The sequence below is a fragment of the Cnuella takakiae genome, from assembly GCF_001953305.1.
GTDB lineage: Bacteria > Bacteroidota > Bacteroidia > Chitinophagales > Chitinophagaceae > Flavisolibacter > Flavisolibacter takakiae.
Genome location: NZ_MTFE01000010.1, coordinates 4,100,024 through 4,121,467, shown reverse-complemented (window position 1 = coordinate 4,121,467; position 21,444 = coordinate 4,100,024). Strand labels below are relative to the sequence as shown.

The following is a 21,444-nucleotide window of genomic DNA, read 5'->3' as shown; positions in this document are numbered from 1 at the left end:
TAAGGGCTAGGACACCTCCCTTTCACGGAGGCGATACGGGTTCGAATCCCGTACGCGGTACCAAAAAAGACCTGCAGCAATGCGGGTCTTTTTCGTTTTAAGGGTATTCGCTTCACGCTGCATACCATTTTTTGTGATGGGTTGTTCTCTGCACCTGGTTGTTTTGTTAATAGTTATGTATACGCTTCGTATGCGCCTTGTATACTTGTATTGCATGTATTCTCCGCTGGTTGCACCACCCGCAGCCCAACCAGCAGGACTGCCTGCAGTTTCTTTGCTCTATTTCCAGAACTGCAGCATTTGTATTGCTTTATACTCCTGCACATCCTGCCAGGGTACAGGCAAGTATAGCTACTAATTGTGGCGGGTAACCGTAAAATGAATATTGATTTTGATAGTAATGAATTGTTGGCGATAGGTTTTATATTTCTATAAAGCCATTCAATCATGTACAACAATGTCAAGCCTTTTCTCAAAACCGGTATCAATCTAAACGAAACGGCATCCTGCCTCGAATTCCCCGTTGTAAACTGGACCGAAGGATTGAAGGCTAACGCCTACTACTTTGGTAATTATGCGTGGGCCGACGAGTACCTCAAGTATTGCCACCGGAGCGATGAATTCATTAGCAGGTGGAAGGCTGCTGTGGGTAATTGGGATGGCAAGATTGTGGTTGACATTGGCTGCGGACCGGGTAATATTGCAGCATCGCTTGGCGGAGCACCTAAACTACTGATAGGCGTGGATGTTGCAGCCACCTCGCTCCAGATTGCCCAGAAGTATGGTTATGTTCCTGTTCTTGCAGATGCTACCAACCTCCCTTTTGAATCGGCGTTTGCCGATGTGGCAGTACTGAACGCTGCCATTCACCACTGCGAGGATATGGAAGCAGTGCTCAAAGAAGCAGCACGTCTGGTAAAACCCGGTGGGTTACTGGTAACGGATCACGACCCCCAACTGAGTGCCTGGAATTACAGAGGCCCTGCGCGTTTATTGTGGGATGCTCGTTTGTTTTTGTACAAGATTGCCAAAAGGGGTTTTCATAAGGCCGATAACCAGCAGAGATGGGCGTTGGCATCCGAAATTCACCACAAGCCCGGGCATGGTGTTACCAAGGCTTTTTTCCATAATACACTAGAGCCACTGGGTTTCCGGGTAAATGTCTTCCCGCATAACCATACTTCAGGGGCAGCGGTATTCAACGGTGTTAAGGGTAAGCCGGAGTTAAAATATCTTATCGGCAATCTGCTGTCTGGGCGAAATCCTGCGCATGATGGCAGTGCGCTGACCCTGATGTGTTTGGCTAGGAAGCTTTAAAACGAGTATTCGCCAGTAGCTCTAGCATTTCCTGCGCCTGAAATGGCGTTTTTTGTTGCATCATGTGACCTCGCGAATAGGAGTTGATCTGCTGTTTGATCCTTGCTTTATAGGGCTCCCTGTCTTGCCGTTGTTTGGAGAAAGTTTATTATGCATATCGCTGTGGCAGTTCCCATTTCGCAGCAAAGTTGTTGATAGCTGTTCTACTGCCGCAACATTTTGTGTATGTGCAATAAGATTGTGGCCGGCCTTTCTGATGCTTTGCTTATTTTAGACGTAGTCTAAATGTTTGCTATATGCCCGTGCCGTCTGTTCACCGCCGCAGCCTGCTCAAAGGTGCCGCCGCCGCATTATCCCTTACAGCCATCAGAGCCAGTGGCATGCAGCGCTTTGCTGCCGCACCGCCTTATCGTGTTGCCCTTATCGGCTCTGGTTGGTATGGTAAAAGCGATTTGTTTAAACTGATACAGGTAGCGCCGGTAGATGTGGTGGCACTTGCCGATGTAGATAAAAATATGCTTGCCGAAGCTGCAGGTTTGGTGGCACAAAGACAGGCATCAAAAAAAGAACCCAAGCAATACACGGACTACCGCAAGCTGCTGCAGGAAACAAAACCTGATATCGTATTAATTGGTTCACCCGACCACTGGCATGCCCTGCAGGCCATTGATGCCATCAAGGCTGGTGCGCATGTTTACCTGCAAAAACCCATTTCGGTAGATGTGCTGGAAGGTGAGGCCATACTGGCTGCCGCCCGCAATTACAACCGCGTGGTGCAAATTGGTACGCAGCGCCGCAGTACGCCGCACCTGGTGGAAGCCAAGGAGAAGATCATCGACAGCGGTATGCTGGGCAAGGTGCACCATGTAGACATGTGCTGCTACTACCACATGCGCAACGGCAGCAATCCATCGGTGCAACCCGTGCCTGCCCATCTGGATTACGATGCCTGGACGGGCCCTGCGCCGCTGCGTCCTTTTGATGGCATGCCGCACCGGGGCTGGTGGCGTGCTTTTATGGAATATGGCAATGGCATCGTGGGTGATATGTGTGTACACATGTTTGATGCCACCCGCTGGATGCTGGGACTGGGCTGGCCCAAATCCATCACCTCGCACGGCGGCATTTATGTGGACAAAGCCGCCAAAAGCAATACCTCCGATACGCAGCACGCCGTTTTTGCTTACGACGATCTCAACTGCGTATGGCAGCACCGCTCCTGGGGGCCGCCTGCCGACCCCGAATATCCCTGGGCTTATATCCTGTATGGCGAGAAGGGGACCTTGAAATGCAGTGTTTTTAAATACGAGTTTATTCCCAATGAAAAAGGCGAAAAGCTTACCGGTACGCCGTTGTTTGAAAAAGAAAAATATCCTGAAGATTTAAAAGAAAAAGATATCGAACTGCATACCGCATCGGCTACGCGGCGGCATATGCGCAATTTTATAAATGCTATAGAGAAAGGCGGCAGGCCTGTTGCCGATGTTGCAGAAGGGCATATTTCCACCGCCAGTTGCATCCTCGCCAATATCAGCATGAAGCTGGGTGGCCGGCCCCTGGTGTACGACCCGGTAAAAAAAGTAGTGGTAAACGATGCAGAAGCCACCGCCCTGCTGGCCCGCAAGTACCGTGATGGCTATACGCATCCATTTAAAGCAATCAGTTAAGTACAGGCATAGACCATGGTCCATGGACGATGGACCATGGTCTATGCCTGCAGTAATTCAATCGTGCGTTCGTCCTTCCGGCCTCCGAAATAAGTTTGCAGTACTTGCCCAAAAACAGGATCGGCGCCGGGTACCTGTGCAAACAGGGTCATGGAAGAGCGCAGTTTCTGGTCGTCGGGGCTGCCCAGCACGGCACGGGCATCATGCTGTGGTAATTGCAGCAACGCTTTTGAAATCTCCACCAGCCGGGTGCCTAGTACCGGGTGTGCAATGTATGCACTTGCTTCTTCCAAACTGCCGATGCCATAATACTGCGCATTGCTGCTGCGGCCCAATCCTTTCATTTGTGGAAAGATGAACCACATCCAATGGCTTTGTTTCCGGCCGCCGGATATTTCTAATAATGCCTGTTGGTAAACGTTTTTCTGCGCATCGATGAATCGTTGAAGGTCGTGTGGCATGCAAAAGATTTATTTCAGGAAAGCAACATGCTGTTGTTTGCAGTGCCTTAACCCAAAGTGGTGCTGCTGAATTTGCTTATGATCCTTTCCTGATTGAGCGGAAATGCATCCAAAAATAACCGGTGCCCAATACGGAAAACAGCAGGGTAAAGTAAAGAATTTGTTGCCCTTCCCATTCTTTAAAACGGAGGTTTGCAAACCAGCCGGGAATGGGGGTGCCTGCAAGCAGCGCCAATATGCAGATGATTACAATCGCCGCGGCAATGGTTGCAAAAGCTAACAGGAAATGATTGCGGATGCCGGCCGGCACAAGGGGCACATAGGTTGATGTTTGCTGCACCCGGTTCATCACCGATTGCAGGAAGTTTGGAGGGGCCCCCTCGGTACTGTTGGCCAGTAACTTTTTTATTGGATCATCGTTTTTCATGGCTGTTTCAGTTGGGTTAGTTCGTCTTTGAGCAGGCTTTTTAAAATGCCGTACAGGTTTTTACGGCCCCTGTGCAGCAGCACTTTTATGTTGGCCTGCGACAGGTTGGTGAGCTGGTTGATTTCGGGAATGGAAAATTCATTTAAGTAGTGCAGGGTCAGGCAAAGCCTTTCGTTAAACTGGAGTTGTTGCAAGGCGGCCTGTATGTACTTCCTGTTTTCGGCTCCTTGTGGAAAAACAAAATCACCTGCGAGATCGCCTGCCACCGTTCCGCCATCCGTTTCGGTAATGGCAATGGTGTAGTGCCTTTTTATACTCTTTTTGTTCAGCGCCTTGTTTACCACAATGCGATAAAGCCAGGATGAAAACCGCGATTCCTTTTTGAAGCTGGCAAGCGACTGGTATGCCTGCACAAAAGCGTCCTGTGCTATTTCTTCGGCATCTTCGCGGTTGAGCAGGATATTGTAAGCTGTGATCACCGCAAGATCTTGGCAGGCATATACCAGCGATGCAAAAGCTTCGCTGTTGCCGGCAAGCACCTTGCTGATGATGATATGCTCTTCCTGTTGGGTCACCTTTGTTAGACAAGATAAATGGTACCGAAGGTTACAAAAAAATTTTTGTAACCATTTCATTGCTGCCAACTGTCTAACGAAAAACAAATGCCATGAACAACAATTTCGTTTCCCCCATCCTGATGGTTTTAGTGGTAGTGCTGGTGCTGTTGAGTATTGTAGCCATCTTTTACCTGTACATCACTGCCCGCAACCGGGAGCGGCTTGCGCTCATTGAAAAAGGGATGGACCCCAATCTTGCACGGAGTGATTTCTGGCCGCAGGTGGGTATTATTGCCGGTGGCATTGCCCTGGGTTTGATGGTGGGCGACTGGATGCCGGGTGGTTATGGTCCTTTGTTGGGTGCACTGTTTGCAGGCGCAGGTCTGGTGGTTTATGGCGTGGTGAAAAAAGCGCGGATGCAAAAGCGCTTTTGAACTGTTGCAACAAGCAGGTACAGCGCTTAAGCCAATTTCAAGATAGCCGTGGAAGAAGTTATAAGCGGTTAGCTTTAACGCATCTGTTTGCACAACCATGATGAATGCAGGGGCTTATTGAAACCGTTGAAACGGTTTGGTATCAATTGCATGAGTGCTACTTTCCCACGGTTGAAACCGTGGGCTCATTCCAATAATAAGTTGCCAATTGCTGTTGCTGGTATCATAATCAATGGCTCAGTCCAGCAGGAAACGAACGGTATAGGATTCATCCGCCTGCAAACAAACCGGCCGTATAAAAAAGCCTGCATTGCTGCAGGCTCTGTTTTAGTTTTTTTCTATCACCTGTTTCATTTTTGCAGTGCCACTTTGGTCAATTTCTACATCCTGAAACTTGCATTTTGCAACCAAGCTCACTGCTCTTTTGCAAAAGCATCTGCTATGCCATTGAGTGCAGCTGCATTCACCGGTTCGCCCGATGATACCAGCACCCGGTAGTGGAAGGTTGTGGATTGACCGGGTTTCAGCGTCAGGTTGAGTTCTTCTTTTCCATTGCTGAATACTTTTTGGCCCAGCGGGTTGATGGCAAACAGGCCATAGCCACGGGCATGGCGGTAGGCGGGGTAGCCCACATTGGAAGGATGATCGAAAATGGCGATCACGATGTCCTTGCCATCCTTCTTGCCATGCAGTGCCGTCCAGCGGCCACGGGTGCTCCAGGAGGCATCGCCGCTCACGCCTTCAGAGGTGAGGTAATTGCCGGTTACACCTTCGTTGTTGATCTTAGGTACTGCCGTTTTAATGCCATTGGCATCCACAAATACATCAGCCTGCTGCGAAGGCAGTTCCAGTTCGCGGGCTACACGCAGGGCAATAAAGCCATCCTTCACATCTTTAAATACCACGTCCAGGTCGTTTGCTTTCAACGTGGTGATACGGTCAATAAACAGCTGGTTGCCTTTCGTGGTAAACCGGTGGGTTGTGCTTTCATTCAGCAGTACGTGTCCATCGGGGCGCACCCAGTCGGCAGTGGTAACAAGTGTAGCGCCTTCCGGCCCCGTTTTCTTATCCACAATTTTGTGGTTCAGAATAGTGCCATACTTATCGCGTTTGTCGAAAGCAATGGCGGTGGAGTGGTTCCAGAAATCCAGCCCGTTCACAGCTTCGTAATTCATCCACAAGCCCTGGTGATGCGGATGATCGGTGCGCTCACCGGCACGCGGTGCAAAGGGGTATCCACGGGTTACGGTAATGCCGTCAACGGTGTTGATGGGCCAAAGGAACCCTTTCTTTGCCGAGTCGTAGTAGCAATAGGCGGTGATCATTTTGCCATTGAGCAAAAGGTCTACCTGCTGTTTGTCTTTATGCTCCGCAAAACTGAAGCCTTTTTGCTGGGCAAAGCCGCCCAATGCCAAAGCCTGTATGCTTAATAAGAGTAATAGTTTTTTCATGATTGTATGTGGCGAGTTCTATCGCTAATAGGTTAGCTTGAAATCGGACCATAGATAATGGACCATAGATGATGGTCTATGGTCCATCATCTATGGTCCATTCCTCAATTGCGCTCAATACTTAAACACCTTTCCCCCCGCAACCACCTGTCTTTTTTGAGGATCGAAGGTGGCCTTTTCACCGGTGCGGATGGCGGCCGTGGTCATGATACAGGCTATGGAGTGGTTGTAACCGGCTTCAACAGGAGCGTTGGGTTGTTTGCGGTCGCGAACCGATTCCATCCAGTTGCGCATGTGCGCACTGGTCAGCGGGTCGCCGCCGGTATTGGCCGAAGCTACGGCTGCCACATCATCTACTGCGAGGCTCATCTCGGGCAGGAGGTTGGGCTTCATATTCATGGCCGATGCAAAGTTTTCCCGCAGGCCGCCGGCGGGCGATACCTTGTTGGTGATCAGGTTCATTTCTCCGCCATTGGAAAAATAGAGTTCGGCGGGGCGTTCGTCGCCGTTGTGCATGCGCGAGGCAAAGGTTACCTGGAAGCCTGCGTCCTGCTGGTTTTGCGGGCCGTAGTCAAATACGGCAGTGAGGGTGTCCCAGTTGCGGCGTCCGTCTTTCCACATATAAATGCCGCCATTGGCTACCACGCTGCGTGGATGCGCCAGGCCGCTGAACCAATGCACGGTATCAATCTGGTGGCTCATCCACTGTCCGGGCAGGCCGGAAGAGTAGGGCCAGAACAGGCGGAACTCGAGGTATTTGCGCGGGTCCCAGGCTTCCTTGGGACGGTTCATCAAAAAGCGGTTCCAATCGGTGTCTTCCTGCCTGATTTTGTCGAGCAGGCCAGGGCGGCGCCAGCGGCCGGGCTGGTTTACGTTCCAGGTAAGTTCCACCATGGTGATGGGGCCAAACTTGCCGCTTTGTACAAAATCGGCGGCCTTTTTATAGTTGCGGCCGCTGCGGCGTTGAGAACCGATCTGCACAATCTTTCCGGAGGCCTTTACCGCATCAAGGGCGGCATTGGCATCGTCCATGGTTTCGGCAAAAGGCTTTTCGCAATACACATCGCAGCCTGCCTTCACCCCTTCAATGGTATGCAGGGCATGCTGGAAGTCGGCCGTGGCAACAATCACTGCATTGAGGTCCTTCATGCGGTACAACTCGTCATTGTTCACGCAGGCTTTTACATCGTGGCCAATCTTTTCCTTGAGCGCCGCACTGCCTTCCTCACGGCGCATTTTCCAGATATCCGAAACAGCTACAATATCGAAGTTGAGTTCTTTGTGGTGGTTGAGGAAAGAGGGCAACAGGGATTGCCTGAAACGGTCGCTATAACCAACTACGCCAACATTAACGCGGTCGTTGGCGCCCAGGATACGGGCATAACTTTTAGCACTCATTCCCATGGTGCCCAGGTACAGGCCTGCTGCGGCCTTGGACGATTTTGTTATAAAGTCTCTGCGGGATGACATATGACAAGGTTTGAAGTTTGGAGTTATGGGTTTAGTGTTGGGAGTTTGGTGTTTGGAGCTAAGGGTTTGGCTGTTAACTCCAAACACCAAACACCAAATCCCAAACTTATTTGCAGTCGCAGGCCGGTTCTTCGCCTGCTTTCAGTTCCTGTATTTTGATGCTGCGGAACGATACTTTGTCGCCATGATCCTGGAGCAGGATCCGGCCCTGTGGCGCCATACCAAACTGCTGCCAGTTGGCATATTTGCTGCGGGCTACCAGCACATCGTAAGTGGGCGTGCCGCGCTGGTATTCCAGCACTTTCCAGCCATTGAGCCAGTGTTCCACTTTGTTGTTGGGGTACACCACCACCATGCCGCGGTTCCATTCGCCGATCTTGCGGCGGGCACGGGGTTCACGGTTTGAGGGAATAAGATCGTAGAGCGATGCCAGCGTGCGGTTGTTGGCGGCGCCAAGCTTGGCATCGGGGTGTTTGGCATCGTCCAGCACCTGGTATTCCAGGCCAATGGCAGAGCCGCTGCTTTGTTCTTTTTCGGTAACAAAATATTTTACGCCGCTGTTGGCGCCTTCGGTTAGTTTAAAATCAAACTGGAGTACAAAAGCGCCAAATTGTTTTTCGGAAACGATATCCCCGCCATTGGTGCTTTCCGCGCCACCTGAAGGCTGCACGCTCAGTTCGCCATCTTTTATTTCCCAACCGCGCTCCGGGAATTTATCCTTGTGCGCACCACGCCAGCCATTGGTGGTTTTGCCATCCCACAACAGGCTTACGCCATTGCGTTGTTCCTGCTCCGACAGGTTGTTGGGCAGCAGGTTTACCACGAATACATCGTTGATGGGCGAAGGCTTCAGCCCTTCGGTTTGGATGCGGATATTGCGCCAGCGGATCTGGCGGCCTTCGTCTTCTTTTTTGCCAATGCTATGTACCTGCAGGGCAATGAATCCCTGGGGGGTAACATCATCAATCACATAGGCGGCGTGTACGCCGTTGATAAACGTACGGATATGGTTGCCGATACACTCGATGCGTACCTTGTTCCACTGGTTTTGTTTGAACGCATTGCGGGCGGCAGGGTTGAGGTCCATGGGATAGAGCCAGTCGCGGCGGGCCTCGTCGTAAATGCCACCTGTCCAGCGGCGGCGCGAAGGATCAATCTCAAACTGGTAACCATGCACCCGGCCGTTTTGGTAATCGGGTTTGCTGAGGCTGCGAAACTGGATGCCCGAGTTCATGGTGCTGTCTACTTTGTATTCCAGTTCCAGCACAAAATCGCCGTAGTCTTTTTCTGTGGCCATAAAAGAGTTGGGCTCGCCAAAAACGGTAGTGCCAACGATCTCACCATTTTCGATGGTGTAGCGGGCCTTGCCATTGAGCTGTTTCCATCCGCTGAGATCTTTGCCATTGAATAGTGGCTTCCATACGGCTTGTTGGGGTTGTCGGGCTACGGTTACCAGCACCGCAAACAGCAGCGCGGTAAGCGTTAGGGTTTTCTTCATTATTGCGGCAATTGTTAGTGAGCGGTAGAACAGTATTGCAATACTGTTCAATACTGGTGGAAATTAACCCATATGAAGGATATACAAAGGAATAGCTGTATAAAAACTACGCAATCGATTCCGGAATTTTTGGCGGCAGCGGCTGCCAGAATGGTTTACCTTTTCACAAACGAACGACTATGCCATTGAACAGAAGAACTTTCCTCCGCCAATCGGCGCTCACGGCCGCAGGTAGTTGCCTGCTTGCCGCCGTTCCAATGGATTTGCTGGCAGCTTACCGCAAACCCGTTGGTTCCAACGATGTGATCAATGCCGCCCTCATAGGTTGCAAGGGTATGGGGTGGAGCGATCTTACTTCCATGCTCAAAATCCCCGAAGTGCGTTGTGTGGCCCTTTGCGATATTGACCAGAACGTGCTTGCGCAGCGCAAGGCCGACCTCGACAAGATCAACCTCAGGCCCGATACCTATACCGATTACCGCAAGGTGCTGGACCGCAAAGATGTGGATGTGGTGATCATTGCCACACCCGATCATTGGCACTGCCTTCAGATGACCAATGCTGTTGCCGCTGGTAAAGATGTGTATGTAGAGAAACCCGCTGCCAACTCCATCCGCGAAGCGCAACTGATGGTGGATGCCACCAAACGCAGTGGCCGCATGGTGCAGGTAAACCAGTGGCAGCGCAGCCAGGATCATTTCAAAAATGCAATTGCCTATGTGCATTCGGGTAAGCTGGGCAAGATTACCATGACCAAGACCTGGATGTACCGAACCGGTACCACGCCACTGGAACCTGTACCCGATAGTGCCGTGCCGCAGGGCGTTGATTATAGTATGTGGCTGGGGCCCGCACCCAAAAGGCCATTTAATAAGAATCGCTTTCATTACGAGTTTCGCTGGTTTTACGATTATGCCGGCGGGCTGATGACCGATTGGGGAGTGCACCTCATTGACATGGTGCTGATGGGCATGCAGGTGGAAGCACCCAAATCGGTAATTGCTTCTGGTGGCAAGCACATGTTTCCTGCCGATGCCCGCGAAACACCCGATACCCAGATCGTTACTTACGATTACGGCGATTTCCTGATGACCTGGGAGCACAGCATGGGTGCAGGTTCCGGTTTATTTGGACTAAACCACGGCATTGCATTTTTTGGTGAAAACGGAACCCTGGTGCTGAACCGCAGCGGCTGGGAAGTAAAACCGGCAATGGTGAAAAACGAATCCAGGATACCGGTAGTAGATTGGCAGAAGCAAAGCGATAATGGTTTGGATAAGCACACGATCAATTTCATCGATGTGGTAAAGTCAAGACAGTACAGCCAGCTAGCCTGTCCTATTGAAGCGGGCGCCCGGGTTGCCATCAACAGCCACATGGGCAATATAGCCCAGCGTACCGGCGAAAAGATTTTTTGGAACGCTGGCAGCAATAGTTTTGATTCGGCAAAAGCCAATAAGCTGGTTACCCCCGAATACCACAACGGCTGGAAATTACCGACCAGGCTGAGCTGAAAAGCTATCGAAGAGGGGATGGTTGGGACTAATGTTTTTCAATGGTTGCCCGTTCTGTAGCAGTATCTTTTGGCAAAAACATTTTTGTCTTTTACTGCCGGGCATAACTTTAGTGAAAAATAGCCGCAATCATACAGATCAAAATACAAGCGCATGCAACAAATTTATTTAAGCGACTCAGGCCCCAAGGTATCACAAGCAGTTTATGGATTTTATCGTTGGAATGATATAACCGATGCACCGGCGAATATGGAGCGCATCGTTAACCTGTGCCTGGAGTTGGGCATCAATACTTTTGATCATGCCGATATTTATGGCAACTACCAGTGCGAGGCATTGTTTGGTGAAGCCCTGAAGCGCAGGTCTTTCAAACGGTCGGATGTGGTGCTGTTTACCAAGTGCGGGCTGCGGGTGCCGCACGAAAGCCAGCCCGGTGTGCGCATCAAGCATTACGATACCAGCAGCAAGCATATCCGTGCGTGCGTGGAGTCATCGCTGCGCAACCTCAATACCGATTACATCGATATTTTTTTGCTCAACCACCTCGATCCCATCTCCAACCTCGAAGAAACAGCACTTGCATTGGAGCAACTGCGCGACTCAGGTAAGGTGAAGAATATCGGTGTGGTAAACTTTTCGGTATTCCAGCACCAGCTGCTGGCCTCTTACCTGCGCATACCCATTGTTACCAATCATATTGAACTGAACCTGCTTAACACTTCAGCTCTCGACAATGGCCAGCTCGATTATATCAAGCAGCGCTACATGCGTCCGCTGGCATCGGCACCGCTGGCAGGTGGCCGCATTGCGCATGGCGCCGATATGCTGGCTACCCACGTGCGGGAAAAGCTGGAGGAAGTGGCAGCACGGTACAACAGCGATCCAGAATCCATTGCCGTGGCATGGCTGGTAAAGTTGGGCGCATTGCCCCTGATTGGTACTACCAATGAACAGCGGATGCGCAATATTGCCCAGGCATTTACCATCGACCTCGATCACCAGGACTGGTACGAGCTGTATGCAGCGTCGAGGAATGTTTCCTGATATAGGAGTGGACCATGAACAAAGCAGCACCCCGGTGCTGCTTTGTTATTTTATGTATAGTAAATACCAATAATTGTAACACGCAAGCTTACAAAGTATAGCTGCACTTGTGAACGATTGCAAGGCAGCGTTTGCCAGCTTACTGTTTGTTTTAGCGCTTTTGCCTGCTGCTACTTCCGGAAAAAGTATCTAAATTCACCCATACTGCTGCAACAGTCCCATCCGCCCCTCTGCTTACTTGCCTGCGCTCCCAATTTTATGAAAGCCTAATTGCTCCCTTGCGTGCATACCCGGTAATTACCACCTGCCGGAACAATGATCAGTACCCCCGCTAAGCATACTTACGAACCAACATCAAACTCAGGGTTATGCATTACCTGTCCGGAGCTTTGCGCTTATTCCTGGCTGTTGCATCCATTATCTGTTCCTTTCTCGTACCGGAACCGGCATTTGCCCAGCAGCAACTGTCCATGCGCGATTTTGTCATTTTCGCCGGCCGCCCCGATTGCGGCACAGGCACCATTCCCGCACCCGGCTGCGGGGTCTTTTTGTCTTCTTCATCGGCCATCATCAATGGCGCAGTAGGCAGCCACCACCTGGTAAGTTCTACGGGGCCTGCCACCATCAATAGCCATATCTACAGCGGTGGCAGGGTAGTGCTCACCAACAGCAATACCGTTAATGCCAATATCAGCGCTGCCAACAGTGGCGGGGCAGCCAATACTGTTCAAATTGGTTCCAATGCCCTTATCAATGGAAATATGGAGGTGGTAGGCCATACCACAGTGGTAAGCGGCACCGTAAATGGTACCGTCAATTTTCTTAAAGGGGGCAGTTATACGGGGCCAGATCCACGAGGAGGTGCTTTTGAAAAAAGCTTTACGCCCCCGCTATTGCCTGCCCTTCCCAAGCCATCCGACATGACAGGAAGCAGCATTACCAATGTGCTGGCGGGTGGCAATATCGACGAGGGCGTATATAACGAAATGAAACTTGGCGGGGGGCAGGTGCTCCGTTTTTCAAAGCCTGGAAAGTATACTTTCAAGTCCATCAACAACAGCGGAAATGTAAACCGCTTTGTATTTGATTTTAAAGAAAACCCTTCCGGGGTTTTCCTCATTTATGTTCAGGGGGACGCCAATATCGGGAAGCTTAATGTAGAGTTGGTAAATGGCGGCAGCCCGGGCCAGATATATGCCGAAACACAGGGTTATGGAACAGGCCTGGGTGGGTATGCCTGGGTGATGAGTAATGGTGCTTCGGGTAGCAATCGCTCGCAGTGGCTGGGGACGGTGTATGCGCCTAATGGCGGCATCCGTATTGGTTCGGGTACCAGCGATGCCAAGGTGAGCGGTGCCTTATGGAGCGGTACCCAGGTGCTGGTGGAAAGCGGTGTCAGCATTACCTATGCCCCCCTCAACTGTCCCGTGCCTGCAGCCAACGCCGGTGCTGACCAATTAATAGGTTGTTCCATCAAATCGGTAACGCTTACTGGCAGTTCGACAACAGCCAACGTAAGTTACCGCTGGGCGGCCTTTGGTGGCGGCGTCATTAGCGGTGAAAGCAATAAAGCCAGTATTATCGCCACTGCCCCGGGCACTTATGTGCTCTACGTTACCAATACGCAATGTGGGGCCGTTGGTACCGATACCGTGCAGTTGGCCCCTCTTCAGCCCTGTATCGACCCATTATACGAACCGGTGGGAAAGGTAAAAAACCCAATAGGGCCCGAACTTACCGCCCTGGTGCAAAATCCCGGAACCGTACAGGATCCTGAAAAAACTATTTTCCAGTTGACACCCGGCAGGGTACGCATTGAGGTTGTTGCCGAAAAAGACAAAGCCGGGGAAGTTTACGAAATGCTTACAGGGCAGGATTATGGGTTGAGCGATACTGTTTATAATGGTAGCCAGAGCCTGGTGATCACCGGTAGTTTCCCTGTTGCCAACCTGCCCAAACTCAACAAATTGCCCGGGCTGGTCAATTTTGTACGGCCGCTGTTTCCTGCCGTGCGTAATGGCGGGCTCGTGGTAACGGCGGGCGATACCGCCATGCGGTCGCATTTTGTACGCGAAGGGTATAAACTGGACGGCCATGGCGTGAAGGTGGGCGTACTGTCGGATAGCTATAATTCAAAGGAGGGCGATCCTGCTTCGGTAGACCTTGCTAATGAAGACCTGCCGGGGCCGGGCAACCTTGCCAATACCACAGGCGTGCAGGTGTTGGAAGACCTGCCCCTTGGGGCCGGTACCGATGAGGGCCGGGCGATGCTCCAGATTGTTCACGATATAGCTCCGGGAGCCAGCCTTGCTTTCCGCACCGGGGTGCGCAGTGCCGGCGATATGGCGCTGGGTATCCGGCAATTGGCCGCTGCAGGCTGCCAGGTGGTGGTAGACGATATCTCTCATATTACCGAACCGTTTTTCACCGACGGCCAGATAGCCCATGCTGTGGATGAGGTAAGCCAGGCAGGGGTTACCTATTTTACCGCAGCCGGAAATTTCGGTAGCCGCTCTTACGGCGCAGTGTTCAACCCCGCCGCGGCCCCTGCCGGTGTAAGCGGGCAGGCCCACAATTTTGGCGGTGGCGATATCCTGCAAAAGGTGCAGTTGAAAAAAGGCATTTATACCCTGGTGCTGCAATGGCAGGATGCATTTTTCTCGCAGGGGCAAACAGCCACCGGTGCACAGAACGACCTCGATATCTACCTGGCAGATAACAGCGGCCGCATCATTTATGGTTTTAACCGCAACAACCTGCGTGGCGACCCTGTGGAGATTATGCCTTTTGCAGTGGATGCGGATGTGGAGGTAAACCTGCTGATTGTACGTGCCGCAGGTTCGGCTGCGGTGCCTTTCAAGTACATCTTCTTCCGCGGCGAAGGCTCGGTGCTGGAGCATGCGCAAAACAGTTCCACCATCGTTGGGCAGGCCAATGCTGCCGGCGCCATCACCATAGGCGCGGTATTGTATACCAACACCCCGCCTTATGGTTTGAACCCGCCTAGCATTGCTTCTTTCTCTTCCGTAGGCGGTACACCCGTTGAAGGGCAGGTGCGCAGCAAGCCCGACCTGGCAGCGCCCAATGGCGGCAATACTACTGTAAACCTGGGCGCTCCCAATATCGACGGCGACCGGTTCTTCAACTTCTTTGGTACATCGGCGGCGGCACCCCATGCAGCCGGTGCTGCGGCCCTGCTGATGCAAGCCCGCCGGAAGTTTTTCAACAGCAATCCTACTCCCGAACAGGTACGGCAGCTTTTGCGGAGTGCGGCCCTGGACATGGGCCCTGCAGGTGTTGATTTGAGCAGCGGCAGCGGTTTTATCCAGCCTTATCTTTCGGTATTCAGCTTTGCAGCGCCTACGCCCCAGATCAATACCGTGCGCATGGAAAATGCCGCCATTACCCCTGGCTCGGCAGAGGCAACCATCGTAATTGAAGGTAATTTTCTGACCAACAATACGCAGGTACTGTTCAGGGGCACACCCCTGCCTACAACCGTGCTTAACAGTACAACGGCCACGGCTTTGTTGCCTGCCTTTGGCGCTACTGCCAACCCGCCCATTCAACTGCGTACCGGAGCGGTAACACCCAGCGGCCTTGATGGCGGTACATCGGAACCCTTCTACTTCTTTGCGCCGGTAAAGAAAAAAGTGCGGGTAGTGGCAAATGATAAGACCAAACTCTATGGCGAGCAAATGCCTGCATTTACCGCAAGTGTTTTTGTAGACGGGCAATTGGTTGATCCGGTTTCGCCGTTGATCGGCCAGCTGGGATTGAGCAGTTTAAGCTTTACCAGTACCGGCCAGGTAAGCAGCAATGTAAACAAGTACCGGATCCGGCCCGTCAGCGCATTCGACAACAGCCTGCCTGCCGACATCGGATTGCTGGAGGTAAATGAATACAGCTTCGTTGATGGCGTGCTCGATATCTTACCGCTTCCCATTACCGTTAGCCCACGTGATACAACGGTAGTGTATGGCGAAAAGATCACGGATTTCAATTTCAACTACCAGCCTGATACGGCTGTGGTGTTGGTGGGGTCTGCGCTTTTGTTTGATACGTTGCAAAGGCAGCATAAAGAGGTGATTGCAAAAGATGCCTTAATCCTTAGTTCGCGTGCCCTTGTAAATGGCAGTGAATTAAGCGCTGTTGAATTAAATAATTTGGCGATGCTGGCCTCCAGCCGTGCACTGGTGAATAGCAGAGCCCTGGTTAATTCGTCACGTGCCCTTGTAAATTCAGTACCTGATACCACCTACGTGATTGATGTGGCACCAGAGAGTTTTGTGGCTTACCGCACCAATCCGGATACTACCACTCTCAATTCCTCTCGCGCTCTGGTAAATGCGGCAGCATTAAATAGTTCCCGGGCCTTGGTTAATAGCCGTGCCCTTGTGAATAGCAGGGCGCTGGTCAATTCATCGAGGGCTTTGGTAAACAGCAGCACCGTGGACAGCAGTTCTTCTAACTTGGCAGTTGTGGTAGATGAGTCGGATGTAAATGCTCCTGAAGGCGATTCGCTCACTGGTATTCAACCCATAAACATGGTAACGGGCCTTACTTCCGGCAACCACCTGATGTTACCTGCCGCCGTGCTCAACACTAATTTCATTGTCCGGTACAAGGTAGGAAAGCTGACCGTAACACCTGCGCCACTCACAGCAACCGTAAGCAATGCCACAGAAAGCTATGGCAAGGCACCTGTGCTGGAAGTTAAGGTCACTGGTTATCGTTACGATGATAAAGCGGCTGCCGTGCTGGCCGGCCCGCCTAAGTTTGTGGTGCGCAATAGTTTGCAGCAAGTGGTGCCGTTGAGTCAAATAGCTGCAGGATCCTACCAGGTAACTGCAAGCTATAACCTGGTAGCTCCGGCCAATTATTTTATTAACCCAATTGCAGGTACCCTCACTATAAATAAAATGCCGTTGGAGGTCGCAGCCGATACTATTATTGTTACACAAGGGACCTTGCCGGTACACTTTACAGCAACCACCAGGGGGTGGCAGTATACCGATGCACAAACTGTAGTACCAGGTACCCCCATATTTAACACTTCGCCGAAGTATACCGGGGCCGCAGGTGTGTATGAAGTCCAACCCGAGGGTTTGCAATCTCCCAAACTGGATAATTATATGGTAGCATACAAGAATGGGAGGCTGTATGTTAATCCGTTTGGACCGGGTACCAAGAAAGTGAAAACTATTTTGGAATGTGTAGAGGTTGTTCGTAACCATCCATCAGGCTTTGGCTTTATTGCCCGCTTTGCTTATCAAAATGATAATGCAGCTACCGTAGTGGTGCTCCGTGGGGCTGATAATCAAATTGTTGCTGAAGGTTCTTTCAGTGGGCAGCCACCTGAGTTCTTTGAGCCGGGATATGGCCGTTTTACTGTTCCTTTTGATGGTAAAAAAATAACCTGGAACCTTGTAACCGTTGATGTAAACCAAAAAACGGCCTCGGCAAGTGAAGCAAGTTCAACTTCTACCCGGTGTAAGAGCCGCAATGCAATTGCTCCCACAGAAACTACACCAACAATTGACGAGGTGACTATCGCTGTATTCCCCAACCCTGCACGAGATGTGCTGTTTGTAAATGGGGTAAAGCCCGCTCCAAATTTGCGCTTCCAGGTGGTGGCAGCCAACGGACAGGTACAGAATATCAAACCTATAGGCAATGCCAGTAGCGTTCGCCTGAATATATCGGGGCTGGCTGCGGGGGTTTATTTCTTACGGATTGAAACGGGTACACAGGTGATACGACGCCGTTTTGTGGTGCTACCCCGTTGATCAAAATAATTTTTTATTCTAAATCTGAAACATGGACCGGATGAAGTGTAACAAGGTATTTTTCTGGATTACCATCCTGGCCAGTTTGACTGGCACTCTCCAAGTCCTTGCAGCCGATGTGGATACAGTGCAAGTAAATAGCCTTTTACAGCAAGCCAAGGAACGGTACACCAATGATCCTGCTGGTGCTATTAATCTGGCACGAAAAGCATATGACCTGGCTCGTAGCAACGGTTTTGTAAAAGGAGAGGCTTTGGCCTTGAAAGCTGTTGGTATAGTGTATTACAATCAAGGTAAGTATGTTGAAGCAACCGATTATTGGAGCCGCGCCAAGCGTCTGTTCAGCGAAGCAGGCGATAAAGTAGGGGTAGCGAACATGCTCAGTAATATTGGTGCTATTTATTTTAATCAAGGCGATGATGAAAAAGCCCTTTCTCATTATCTCCAATCGCTGCGGCTTGCAGAAGAGGCCGGCGATAAAGTGCGGGTGTACACGGCTTTAAATAATGTAGGCGCTGTATATGAGCACAAGCCTGAAAATTGGAATAAGGCTATTGACTACTACACCCGAGCATTAGCCATTTGCGAGAAATTGCAAGATGGATTTGGCATTGGTACCTTGTCTGGAAATATTGGAGAATTGTATGGACAGCAGGATAGTACAGGAAAGGCATTGTTTTACCTGCAAAAATCCTTGGATGCTTTCTCAAAAGGAGATGTAGAGAATAAGCCTTCTGCACTTAATTCATTGGGAAAGCTTTACGCAAAAGATAGTGCTTATCAAAAAGCATATGCTTACCACAAGGAAGCTTATGAATTTGCCCGTACCCTCAATGGCAAATACGACATGGTCCAGTCGTTATTGGGAATGGCCAATGCACATGCGCAATTGGGCAACCTGCCCGCAGCAAAAAACGACTACCTGAAGGCTAAAGCATTGGGTGAAGAAGTGAATATGTTGCGCGAGTTGAAAGATGTATACGATGGCCTTGCCAAAACATATGCCCTTGCCAACGATTACCGCAATGCGTTCTATTACCATGAGTTGTTTGCATCCATCAAAGACAGCCTGTACAACAATGAGCGGGACAAGAAAATAGCCTTGCTGCAATTCGATTTCGACCTGCAAAAAAAGCAGGGGGAAATCAACCTGCTGATGAAGGATCGCAGCCTGAAGGAAGTGGAATTGAAACGGCAGCGGATAGCTAAAAATGCCTCCATTGCTGGTTTGGTGTTTTTGGTAGTGATTGCAGTGATCCTGTACCGCAACTACCGGGTGAAGGTCCGGGTCAACCAGTTGCTGGATAAACAAAAAGATGAAATTGAAGGACTCCTGCTCAATATCCTGCCGGCGGAAGTGGCACAGGAACTGCGCCAGAAAGGACAGGCCACTCCGCGCAACTATGAGCGGGTATCCATTCTTTTTTCAGACTTTAATGGATTTACCTCCATCGCCGACAAGATGGAGCCTTCGGCACTTGTAGAAGACCTCAGTGAGTGTTTTATGGCTTTCGACGATATCATCGATAAGTACAACTTGGAAAAGATCAAAACAATTGGCGACGCTTATATGTGTGCCGGCGGCATACCTACACCCGATATCGATCATCCTTTCCGCATTGTAAGGGCCGCCCTTGAAATGCAGGCTTTCATGTTGAGCTATAACCAGAAAAGACTGGCGAAAGGATTATTGCCCTGGCAAATGCGGATCGGCATTAATGTAGGCGCTGTAGTGGCAGGAGTGGTAGGCCGCAAAAAATATGCATACGATATATGGGGAAGTTCGGTAAACGTAGCCAGCCGTATGGAAAGCAATAGCACACCGGGCAGGGTAAATATCTCGGCAGCAACCTACGAAATTGTGAAGGGAGAGTTTGCCTGTAGCTACCGCGGAAAGATCAGTGCCAAGAATGTAGGGGAGATCGATATGTACTTTGTGGACAAGGACCTGGTGGCAAAAGCGCCAGTTTCTTTTGCAAAAGCTTTCCAGCAAAAAACCAGCATCAGTTACGATGATTGAACCTGGAGCAAAATCAAAAGGAAAGGGTGCCTGTTTGTTTACATGCACCCTTTCCTTTTAGATTAAGTTTTGCGGATATGCTAATACCAAAAAACAGGAGAATCAATGAAACCTGAAAGCCATCAAAAATAAAAATCAAAACTACTTAGCCGGCTTGCCTATATACTTTGAACTCTGAATTTTTCACTTATAGCTACCCTTTCAGCTTAATATTATTTCCTTCCTCCGGGGTTCCTTAATGGACATGCCTGCGTTTAAGGATGCCACCCGAAGCTTCCTTGATGGTGCTGGCAAATACAAATGCATTGGGGTCGATTTCGTTCACCAGGTTTTTGAGCCGGCGCAATTCCAAACGGGTAGCCACGGTAAAAATGATATCTACCTGGCTGCTCACTTTATAGGAGCCCGGCAGAAAACCCCGTTCGCCTTTGTAAACAGTAATGCTCCGCCCCATTTCGTTTACCAGCCTGCTTTTGATGATCTCGCTTTTGGCTGAAATAATGGTAACGCCGGTATAGGCTTCGATGCCTTCAATCACATAATCCATGGTGCGCGAAGCCGTGAAATAGGTAAGCACCGAATACAGGGCCGTTTCCAAGCCAAAGCGCAGGGCAGCAAATCCAAAGATCATGACATTGATGGCCATAATGATTTCGGTGATGGTGAAACTGGTGCGCCGCAGGGTATACAATGCAAGCACTTCCACGCCATCGAGGGCACAGCCTGCACGCATGGTCATACCAATGCCCAGGCCTAGGAAAAACCCACCAAAAATGGAGATCAGCAGTTTGTCGGATGTGATGGTAGGATAGGGGAATGCCAGCAGGCAGATACCCAGCAGGCTTACACAAAGCAGGGTACGCAGGGCAAATCTTTTACTAACGGTAAAATAGCTAACTATGATCAATGGCAGGTTGGCCAGCACGATGGTATAAGCCAGGTTGGTATGGTACAACTCGTGCAGCAGCAGTGAGATGCCGGTGATGCCGCCATCAAAAAACATGTTGGGCACCAGGAACCCTTTGAGTGCAAACCCTGTCGACAATACGCCTAGTACGATGAGGATGCCGTCATGGACTTGTGTTTTAGTTTGGTGGTACTTGCTGCTCCAGGAAGCTTCTTTCTGGCGGGTTTTGAGTTCCTGGAAGTTTTGCATCTTAATGAAGGAATACTCATTCACCGCCGTGTGGGTGTAAAAGCGGTGGGTCTTCAAAAAGTTGTTTTGCTTCAGGTTCCAGTCCTGCCAGTTTTTTACAATACCCAGTGCTTTAAACTCGCGGTACAGGTCTTCGGAGCGCTCCTGGAACCTTTCGGTACCCAGGTAATACAGGTCCGCATCACAAATAATGCTTTCCAGTTTGTTGACCGGCGTATGCGTAAGCTTGGTCGCCATAATCAGCAGGCATATCTGCTCAATGTCTTCCGCACTGTAGCCGTAGTGAGGCAGGTATTCTCTTGCCAGCACACAGGATCGCTCTTCATGATTTTCGGGGCTGATCAAAAAACCGGAGTCATGAAAAAGCGCGGCAGCAGCCAGCAGTTGCAATTCGTACGGGCTTACGCCTTCCGACTTGCCGAGGTAATCTACGGCCTGTACCACGTCGATGGTATGTGCTGCATTGTGGTAGGAAAGATGCTTCGGAAGTTCCAGTTCCAGCTTTTGGATCAGGAAGTCGTAAACAGGTTCAAACTGCATGTCCGGCCTGGTTGTATGAGGGGTAGGTAACTGCACCCTTCAATATACTGTTTTTATTACATGCTACCTAGTAGGGTATTGTCTAACCACATATAAATC

Annotated in this window: 14 protein-coding genes; 7 read left to right on the top strand and 7 right to left on the bottom strand. The window is 50.5% G+C overall.

Annotated elements, in window-relative coordinates; genetic code table 11:
• The first annotated feature begins 447 nt into the window (after window positions 1-447).
• Both BUE76_RS17675 and BUE76_RS17670 read left to right on the top strand, forming a co-directional pair.
• Window positions 448-1,317 carry a class I SAM-dependent methyltransferase gene (locus BUE76_RS17675; protein ID WP_073043306.1) on the top strand — a complete coding sequence of 290 codons (870 nt, stop codon included), beginning with the start codon at window positions 448-450 and terminating at the stop codon, window positions 1,315-1,317.
• Between the two features lie 296 nt (window positions 1,318-1,613).
• On the top strand, window positions 1,614-2,984 hold the full coding sequence (locus tag BUE76_RS17670; RefSeq protein ID WP_073043304.1) for a Gfo/Idh/MocA family protein: 1,371 nt from the start codon (window positions 1,614-1,616) through the stop codon (window positions 2,982-2,984).
• Between the two features lie 41 nt (window positions 2,985-3,025).
• Here the strand turns inward: BUE76_RS17670 and BUE76_RS17665 are convergent, their stop codons facing one another.
• From BUE76_RS17665 to BUE76_RS17655, 3 genes are all read right to left on the bottom strand, one after another.
• Window positions 3,026-3,445 carry a DUF1810 domain-containing protein gene (locus BUE76_RS17665; protein ID WP_073043302.1) on the bottom strand — a complete coding sequence of 140 codons (420 nt, stop codon included), beginning with the start codon at window positions 3,443-3,445 and terminating at the stop codon, window positions 3,026-3,028.
• A gap of 76 nt (window positions 3,446-3,521) precedes the next feature.
• Window positions 3,522-3,872 carry a hypothetical protein gene (locus BUE76_RS17660; protein WP_073043300.1) on the bottom strand — a complete coding sequence of 117 codons (351 nt, stop codon included), beginning with the start codon at window positions 3,870-3,872 and terminating at the stop codon, window positions 3,522-3,524.
• Entirely contained in the window at window positions 3,869-4,447 is a 579-nt protein-coding gene (locus BUE76_RS17655; RefSeq protein WP_073043298.1) for an RNA polymerase sigma factor, read from the bottom strand. The genes BUE76_RS17660 and BUE76_RS17655 overlap by 4 nt, the downstream gene beginning before the upstream one ends.
• A gap of 92 nt (window positions 4,448-4,539) precedes the next feature.
• Between BUE76_RS17655 and BUE76_RS17650 the strand changes: the two genes are divergently transcribed.
• Window positions 4,540-4,863 (top strand): hypothetical protein, encoded by a 324-nt coding sequence (locus BUE76_RS17650; protein ID WP_073043296.1) that lies wholly within the window; start codon window positions 4,540-4,542, stop codon window positions 4,861-4,863.
• A 413-nt stretch (window positions 4,864-5,276) separates the two neighbouring features.
• Here the strand turns inward: BUE76_RS17650 and BUE76_RS17645 are convergent, their stop codons facing one another.
• From BUE76_RS17645 to BUE76_RS17635, 3 genes are all read right to left on the bottom strand, one after another.
• Entirely contained in the window at window positions 5,277-6,314 is a 1,038-nt protein-coding gene (locus BUE76_RS17645) for a DUF6807 domain-containing protein (RefSeq protein ID WP_073043294.1), read from the bottom strand.
• Window positions 6,315-6,428: 114 nt separating this feature from the next.
• Window positions 6,429-7,784 carry a Gfo/Idh/MocA family protein gene (locus tag BUE76_RS17640; protein ID WP_073043292.1) on the bottom strand — a complete coding sequence of 452 codons (1,356 nt, stop codon included), beginning with the start codon at window positions 7,782-7,784 and terminating at the stop codon, window positions 6,429-6,431.
• Between the two features lie 106 nt (window positions 7,785-7,890).
• The gene (locus BUE76_RS17635) at window positions 7,891-9,282 is read right to left on the bottom strand and encodes a 3-keto-disaccharide hydrolase (RefSeq protein WP_073043290.1); all 1,392 of its coding nucleotides are present in this window, start codon (window positions 9,280-9,282) and stop codon (window positions 7,891-7,893) included.
• Window positions 9,283-9,461: 179 nt separating this feature from the next.
• Between BUE76_RS17635 and BUE76_RS17630 the strand changes: the two genes are divergently transcribed.
• From BUE76_RS17630 to BUE76_RS17615, 4 genes are all read left to right on the top strand, one after another.
• Complete coding sequence (locus BUE76_RS17630) at window positions 9,462-10,796, top strand: Gfo/Idh/MocA family protein (RefSeq protein ID WP_073043288.1); 1,335 nt, start codon at window positions 9,462-9,464, stop codon at window positions 10,794-10,796.
• 153 nt (window positions 10,797-10,949) lie between these two features.
• Window positions 10,950-11,840 carry an aldo/keto reductase gene (locus BUE76_RS17625; RefSeq protein ID WP_073043286.1) on the top strand — a complete coding sequence of 297 codons (891 nt, stop codon included), beginning with the start codon at window positions 10,950-10,952 and terminating at the stop codon, window positions 11,838-11,840.
• Between the two features lie 368 nt (window positions 11,841-12,208).
• Window positions 12,209-17,629: a S8 family serine peptidase gene (locus BUE76_RS17620; protein ID WP_073043284.1), complete on the top strand. Its 5,421-nt coding sequence runs from the start codon at window positions 12,209-12,211 to the stop codon at window positions 17,627-17,629.
• A gap of 40 nt (window positions 17,630-17,669) precedes the next feature.
• Window positions 17,670-19,649, top strand: coding sequence for an adenylate/guanylate cyclase domain-containing protein (locus tag BUE76_RS17615; protein WP_076026741.1), 1,980 nt, complete (start codon window positions 17,670-17,672; stop codon window positions 19,647-19,649).
• Between the two features lie 235 nt (window positions 19,650-19,884).
• Here BUE76_RS17615 and BUE76_RS24785 read toward each other — a convergent pair whose 3' ends face one another.
• Window positions 19,885-21,345, bottom strand: a complete 1,461-nt coding sequence (locus BUE76_RS24785; protein ID WP_216820678.1) for a YitT family protein — start codon at window positions 21,343-21,345, stop codon at window positions 19,885-19,887.
• Between the last annotated feature and the right edge of the window lie 99 nt (window positions 21,346-21,444).

What these genes read in the sequence shown, in the direction of transcription:
- BUE76_RS17645 (WP_073043294.1), bottom strand. Translation starts at nt 6,314, where the DNA reads ATGAAAAAACTATTACTCTTATTAAGCATACAGGCTTTGGCATTGGGC.
- BUE76_RS17665 (WP_073043302.1), bottom strand. Translation starts at nt 3,445, where the DNA reads ATGCCACACGACCTTCAACGATTCATCGATGCGCAGAAAAACGTTTAC.
- BUE76_RS17625 (WP_073043286.1), top strand. Translation starts at nt 10,950, where the DNA reads ATGCAACAAATTTATTTAAGCGACTCAGGCCCCAAGGTATCACAAGCA.
- BUE76_RS24785 (WP_216820678.1), bottom strand. Translation starts at nt 21,345, where the DNA reads ATGCAGTTTGAACCTGTTTACGACTTCCTGATCCAAAAGCTGGAACTG.
- BUE76_RS17660 (WP_073043300.1), bottom strand. Translation starts at nt 3,872, where the DNA reads ATGAAAAACGATGATCCAATAAAAAAGTTACTGGCCAACAGTACCGAG.
- BUE76_RS17640 (WP_073043292.1), bottom strand. Translation starts at nt 7,784, where the DNA reads ATGTCATCCCGCAGAGACTTTATAACAAAATCGTCCAAGGCCGCAGCA.
- BUE76_RS17630 (WP_073043288.1), top strand. Translation starts at nt 9,462, where the DNA reads ATGCCATTGAACAGAAGAACTTTCCTCCGCCAATCGGCGCTCACGGCC.
- BUE76_RS17670 (WP_073043304.1), top strand. Translation starts at nt 1,614, where the DNA reads ATGCCCGTGCCGTCTGTTCACCGCCGCAGCCTGCTCAAAGGTGCCGCC.
- BUE76_RS17620 (WP_073043284.1), top strand. Translation starts at nt 12,209, where the DNA reads ATGCATTACCTGTCCGGAGCTTTGCGCTTATTCCTGGCTGTTGCATCC.
- BUE76_RS17650 (WP_073043296.1), top strand. Translation starts at nt 4,540, where the DNA reads ATGAACAACAATTTCGTTTCCCCCATCCTGATGGTTTTAGTGGTAGTG.
- BUE76_RS17675 (WP_073043306.1), top strand. Translation starts at nt 448, where the DNA reads ATGTACAACAATGTCAAGCCTTTTCTCAAAACCGGTATCAATCTAAAC.
- BUE76_RS17635 (WP_073043290.1), bottom strand. Translation starts at nt 9,282, where the DNA reads ATGAAGAAAACCCTAACGCTTACCGCGCTGCTGTTTGCGGTGCTGGTA.
- BUE76_RS17615 (WP_076026741.1), top strand. Translation starts at nt 17,670, where the DNA reads ATGAAGTGTAACAAGGTATTTTTCTGGATTACCATCCTGGCCAGTTTG.